The following is a 5,407-nucleotide window of genomic DNA, read 5'->3' on the forward strand; positions in this document are numbered from 1 at the left end:
CTCGCCCGTAAAGGCGTGGTCGCTTACGCTTCGCCGCGTCCCGATTCGATTCCCAAGACTCGTAGCGACCGCGCCGAAGAGGCCCTCCGCGAAGCCGTCAGCCTCATCTTCTGGCGGATTATGCCGACAAGTTCCTGGTGACGCCGCGCATGGCACGCGTCCTGCGGCTAAAGAAAAAGGCCATCCGCATGCGGATGGCCTTGAGTTTCGCGTATGCCGTACGGCGTACGCCGTTGGCCTAGAAAATCAGCTTCATCGCGAACTGGATCTGCCGCGAGGAGCCCGCGTCGCCGGTCGCTCCGCGCGTGGAGCTGATCACGCCGAAGCTCGTGCTGCCGACCTGCGCGGTCAGCCCAGGGTTACCGAGGTTCGGGTGATTGGTCAGGTCGAAGGCTTCGATGCGGATCTCATGGCTGATCCGCTCGGTGATCTTCGTCGTCTTGATGATCGAAAAGTCGACGTTCTTGAAGCTGGGTCCGATCAGCGTATTCCGGCCCAGGTTGCCGAAGTGGAACAGGTCATTGGCGCCCACAAGGGCGACCGGAAGGGTGAACGCCGCGCCACCGGTGCAACCCGTTCCGGTAGTTAGATCGCAGACGGAGCCAGAGGAGAACCACTGGACGTTGCCGGCGTTGCTTCCGCTGGTGATGAGGGTGGCTCCGACCGACGGCATAGTCCCGGTCAGGTCCGGACGAACACCGGCTGCACCGGTGAAGTTCGCCATTGACTGGCCGCCTTTGCCGGGATTGCCCGCGACGACGGTAAGCGGATTGCCGCTTTGCAGGATCAAGACGCCGCTCAACTGCCAGCCGTCCTTGAGGCGATTGCCGTGGAAGGGAAGCTGGTAGACGGTGCTGAAGGTCAAATGGTGCCGGGCATCGTAATCCGACGAGCCGTAGTCCAGGAACGGGCGGGTCGAGTCGGAAACGGCCAGACCGTTCCGCGAGACCTCGTCTAAGGCATGGGACCATGTGTAATTGGAGCTGAACTGCAGACCATGCCCCACGCGCTTGTTTACGGTGATCCATAACGCGTTGTAATTCGAGGTGCCAATGCTTTCGGTTGCCGTGATGTTGCCCAGGACATTGGGCGGCGCCGCGGGATCGGCCGGATTCGGAAGAATGGGGCTGGTGGCCGCCAACGACGCAAACGGACGCGTGTACACGTTTGGCCCCGTCTGCGTTCTTTGGTTGATGTTAATCGCCGTATTCAGGTGTGTGCCCTGGTTGCCGATATAGCCGACCATCAAAGCCAGGGTCGGCGTGACTTCGCGTTGCAGGTTCAGGTTCCACGACTGAATATAGTCGTCCTTGAAATTCGGATCGACGGTTCCCACCGTGAAGCCGCTCCCCTTCGCAGCGGCGAGCAAACCCGAGAACGTCGTCGTGGTCGTCATTGAGTAAGAGACGTTGTAGGGGAAATTACCCGCGAAGGTGATCGGGTTGGGCTGGTCGTACATGATGCCGTAGCCGCCCCGCAGGATGGTCTTGCCGTCGTGGAGCATGTCCCAGGCAAAGCCGACGCGCGGCTGGATCAAATGGCTGTTCTGGTTGTAGATGTTGTTCCTGCCGTTGGTCCCCACCTGTACCAGCCAATCCTTTTCGGGAATAAACAGCGAACTGCGGTTCATCGCCTCGGTGGGCGACATGTTCCAATCCCAGCGCAGGCCCATTTCCAGCGTCAGAAACGGCCTGACCTTGTAGCTGTCCTGCACAAAGAAACCCAATGCGTTCTCAAAAACGCGCGCCGGGCGGCTGCTGGAATTGATGGTCATCGAGTTGGGCGTGCCGGCGATAAACCCAGCCATGTCCTTGAAGCCGAGCGTGCCCGCGTCATTGGTGAAGCTGTTGCCGTTGTACCGCCGTAGTTCGCCGCCGAAACGGAAGCTGTGGCGCCCGCGCAGGTAGCTGACCGTGTCGGACAGGACTGCCGTGTAGTCGCCGCGTCCTTGCGGGAAGCCGGAAATACCTCCGAAGCGCAGGTTCGTACCGCCAACGGAAATCTGCGGAATCCCTACCGGACCGCTCTTTCCATCCACGATGCCGATCGCGGACGGGTCGAGTTTATTGTCGGCGACAAACGTGATGTTTATGCGGTTAATGCCCGCGCGGAAGTCATTCACCAGGGTGGGACTGAACACATGCGTTTCGTTCAGCGTGAGGAGTTGGCGGTGCGCCGCGCGCGTATCACCGGCGCCCGGAATCGTCCCGCCTTGCAGGGTCGGCTCCTGGCGAAGATCGTTCTGGAAGTTGTAGAAGCCATGCAGGGTGTCGTTCTGGCTGAAGATGTGGCGGAAGTCGCCCGTCCACTGGTCCAGGTTGACGGGGGCGGAAATGCCTAAGCTGAATAAAGCCCCGTTGTTGGCCTTTGGGATCAGCTCCAACAGCTTCAACATGGTCGGGTCGCCGCCCGCGGTGATCTGGTCCCGCTGCGCCTGTGTGGGCACGGTGGTGGAGACGCTGACGCCCTGGCGCTGGCGCAGTCCTTCAAAGCTCACGAAGAAGAAGGTGTGGTCCTTCCAGATGGGCCCGCCGAAAGCGGCGCCGAAATCGTTGCGCCTGAACTTGGCCTGCGGCAACGCCGCGCCGGAGGTGCTTGTCGACTTGTTAAAGAAGTTGCGGGCATCCAGCGCTTCGTTGCGGAAGAAGTCGAACACTTCGCCGTGATACGCGTTGCTCCCCGAGCGCGTGCCGACGTTGATGATGCCGCCCGCATTGCGGCCGTACTCGGCGCTGGGCGTCGAGTTGTCCATCTTGAATTCGGAAACTGTGTTGATCGACGGCTGGAAGGTAATCTGGCCGTTGCCCATATCAACCAGGTTGACCCCGTTGACCATGAAATTCGTGGTCCCCTCGCGGGTTCCGGCGGTGTTCACGCCGAGCGCTCCCTGGCCGCGGATCGGGCTGGTCAGAAAGCCGTTGGCCGGGGGCACAACCGTTCCCGGAACCAGTCCGGTCAGTTCCAGCACGTGCCGCCCGTTCAAGGGAATCTTCTGCACGGCCTCGCCGTTCACCACCTGCCCGACGGTCATGGTTGTGCTTTCCACGACCGGTGCTTCGCCGGTGATGGAGACCGTTTCCTCCACGGTGGCTGGTCTTAGAGTGAAATTCCGCGCCACGGTGCGGCCGACCTCGAGCACCAGGCCGGTGACGACTTGCTTGCCCAGTCCGCTCGCCTGCACCTCGACGTTGTAGCTCCCGATCGGCAGCGCCGGTACCAGGTAGTTGCCCGTCGAGTCGGTCTTGGTGGTACGCGTCAGGTTGGTAGCCAGGTTAATGACCTTTAAATTAGCGTTCGGAACCACAGCGCCAGTTTGGTCTACAACCGTGCCTTGCAGAGTCGCGGTGGTCGATTGTGCCAACAGTGCGGATGTTGCGAAAGTCAGCACGAGAAGCAGGAAAAACAACTTGGCGCAAAATACAACGCGCATTTCCATCCTCCGTTTAATTGAGCAGCGTTGAAAAGACCGCCTGTGAAATTAGGCGCTACTACCCCACTGCCATGAGGATGTGCACTTCGAAGACCATCCTTGAAGTCTCGCGGCTACAAAGACTTACGAATTTACGACTTACGGGATTCTACGAATATCGGGAAGCGAGATATGAAATTGTGAAGAAGCCGTGCGCCGAAATGCGCCACCAGTAAAGGTTCTCATATCCACCCTCGCCAAGAGACGCACCGGGCCTGCGTTCTGGACGATGGTCGTTTTAACCACGATGACGGCACCCCGCTGCCCAAGTGTCGTTTGACGATGAAATTTTCATTCCTGAGACAACTTTCTTCGAAGACGGAGGTTTGGGGTAATCGGAGCTGGGAGGTCGGCACTTGGCACTCGCCACTAAGCACTAACCACTCGGCACTTGATACAATGTTCTTTTCCTCATGCGAACTTCTATTTCAGTGAATTCAGCAGCCAAGCCGTATGTGCGTGACGCCGCGGCGATCGCGCTTGTCGTCCTTTGCATCGTCCTGGCCGCCTGCGGCGACACTTACCGCCCCATCGCCACCCCGACGGTTCTACCCGGCGGCGATCCGCAGACGGTCCGCGTCGCCACCGTGGTGAACAACAACAACGGCGGCCCCGGCTCCACCACGCAGGTGGATGCCACCGGCGACACCAACATCGGTAATTTCCAGGTGGGCAACGATCCCGTACACGCCGCCTTCTGGTTTGGCAGCGTCAGCCGCGTGTACGTAGCCAACCGCGCCGCCGATTCGGTTTCCTATTACGCCGCCTCGACACTTGGCAGTGCGGTCTCGACCATCGGCCTTCCTGCCGGAGCGCGACCGGTATTCCTTTCCTCGGTCGGGTTCGGATTCGTTTATGTTGCCGAGTCAGGCACCAACAATGTCGGCGTGATTGACGCAGGGCTCGGCGTGCTCGTCAAAGAGCTTCCAGTCGGAATTAACCCGGTTGCGATCGCGGAGACACCGGACGGCAATTGGGCATATGTCGCCAATAAGGGCAGCGGCACGGTATCCATCATTTCGACCAGCACATCGAACCTCGATACGACGTTGCCTACGGGCGCGTCGCCGGTTTGGGTAACCGCCAAGAGCGACAGCAGCACCATGTACGTGCTCAACCAGGGAAGCGGAAACATCACCGTGATTGACGTCGCCAACAAGGTGGTCGTGGGGACTGTTGTCGTGGGCGCTTCGCCCAGCATGATGGCCTTCGACAGCCACAACCGCCGCCTTTACGTCGCCAACACCGGGTCGAATACGGTCAGCGTGCTGAACGCCGATCCGCAGGTGCCGGTGCTGCTGGCGACGGTGACCGTGGGCGCGGGTCCGACGTCGGTCGGCGCGCTACCCGACGGCTCGCGCTTTTACGTTGCTAACGGCGGCTGCGCCGATCCCATCCTGCTGACCGGATGCAGCGGAAATACCGTCAGCGTCGTGGATGCGCTCTCCTTCGCAATCCGCAAGACGTTGACGGTGGGGAGCACGCCGATCTCGCTGGCCGTGACTGCCGAATCGACCAAGGTGGTAGTGGCAAATCGGGACTCGAACAACATCAACGATATCCGGACTTTGGACGACACCGTGATCAGCACCCTCAACTCGGCCTCGCCACGGCCCGTGTTCGTCGTTATGAACTCTCAATAAACTGGCGCAAGCCGTACGCCTCGTGCCAGGCCAATTTCTTCCTTCTACCGATTTCTTCTTCGCCACCCGGAAACTTGGGCCCGCCAGGGCCTGTTTGGTAGGATGCGCTGCACTCCTTGATGGCGCCCCACATCTGCGCGGGTTTGGCGGATGTGGGTAGCTCTGAATCGTCCTATGCCGCGACTGCTCTCTGCGCTGCTGGTCACACTGCTGTTTGCGGTGATCGGCAGGGTCGTGGGTGGAGTGAACCTTTCCGGCGCTGCCGCCGGCTGGATCGTTGCCTTCGCGTTGTATT

2 protein-coding genes are annotated in these 5,407 nt (G+C 60.3%); one reads left to right on the top strand and one right to left on the bottom strand.

The genetic code is table 11. From position 1 onward, the window contains the following. Positions 1–238 precede the first annotated feature (238 nt). The gene (locus VF515_14020; GenBank protein ID HEX7408752.1) at positions 239–3,430 is read right to left on the bottom strand and encodes a carboxypeptidase regulatory-like domain-containing protein; all 3,192 of its coding nucleotides are present in this window, start codon (positions 3,428–3,430) and stop codon (positions 239–241) included. Positions 3,431–3,924: 494 nt separating this feature from the next. Between VF515_14020 and VF515_14025 the strand changes: the two genes are divergently transcribed. Then, the gene (locus VF515_14025; protein HEX7408753.1) at positions 3,925–5,112 is read left to right on the top strand and encodes a hypothetical protein; all 1,188 of its coding nucleotides are present in this window, start codon (positions 3,925–3,927) and stop codon (positions 5,110–5,112) included. Positions 5,113–5,407: the final 295 nt, after the last annotated feature.

The organism is Candidatus Binatia bacterium (genome assembly GCA_036382395.1).
GTDB lineage: Bacteria > Desulfobacterota > Binatia > HRBIN30 > HRBIN30 > JAGDMS01.

What these genes read in the sequence shown, in the direction of transcription:
- VF515_14020 (HEX7408752.1), bottom strand. Translation starts at nt 3,430, where the DNA reads ATGCGCGTTGTATTTTGCGCCAAGTTGTTTTTCCTGCTTCTCGTGCTG.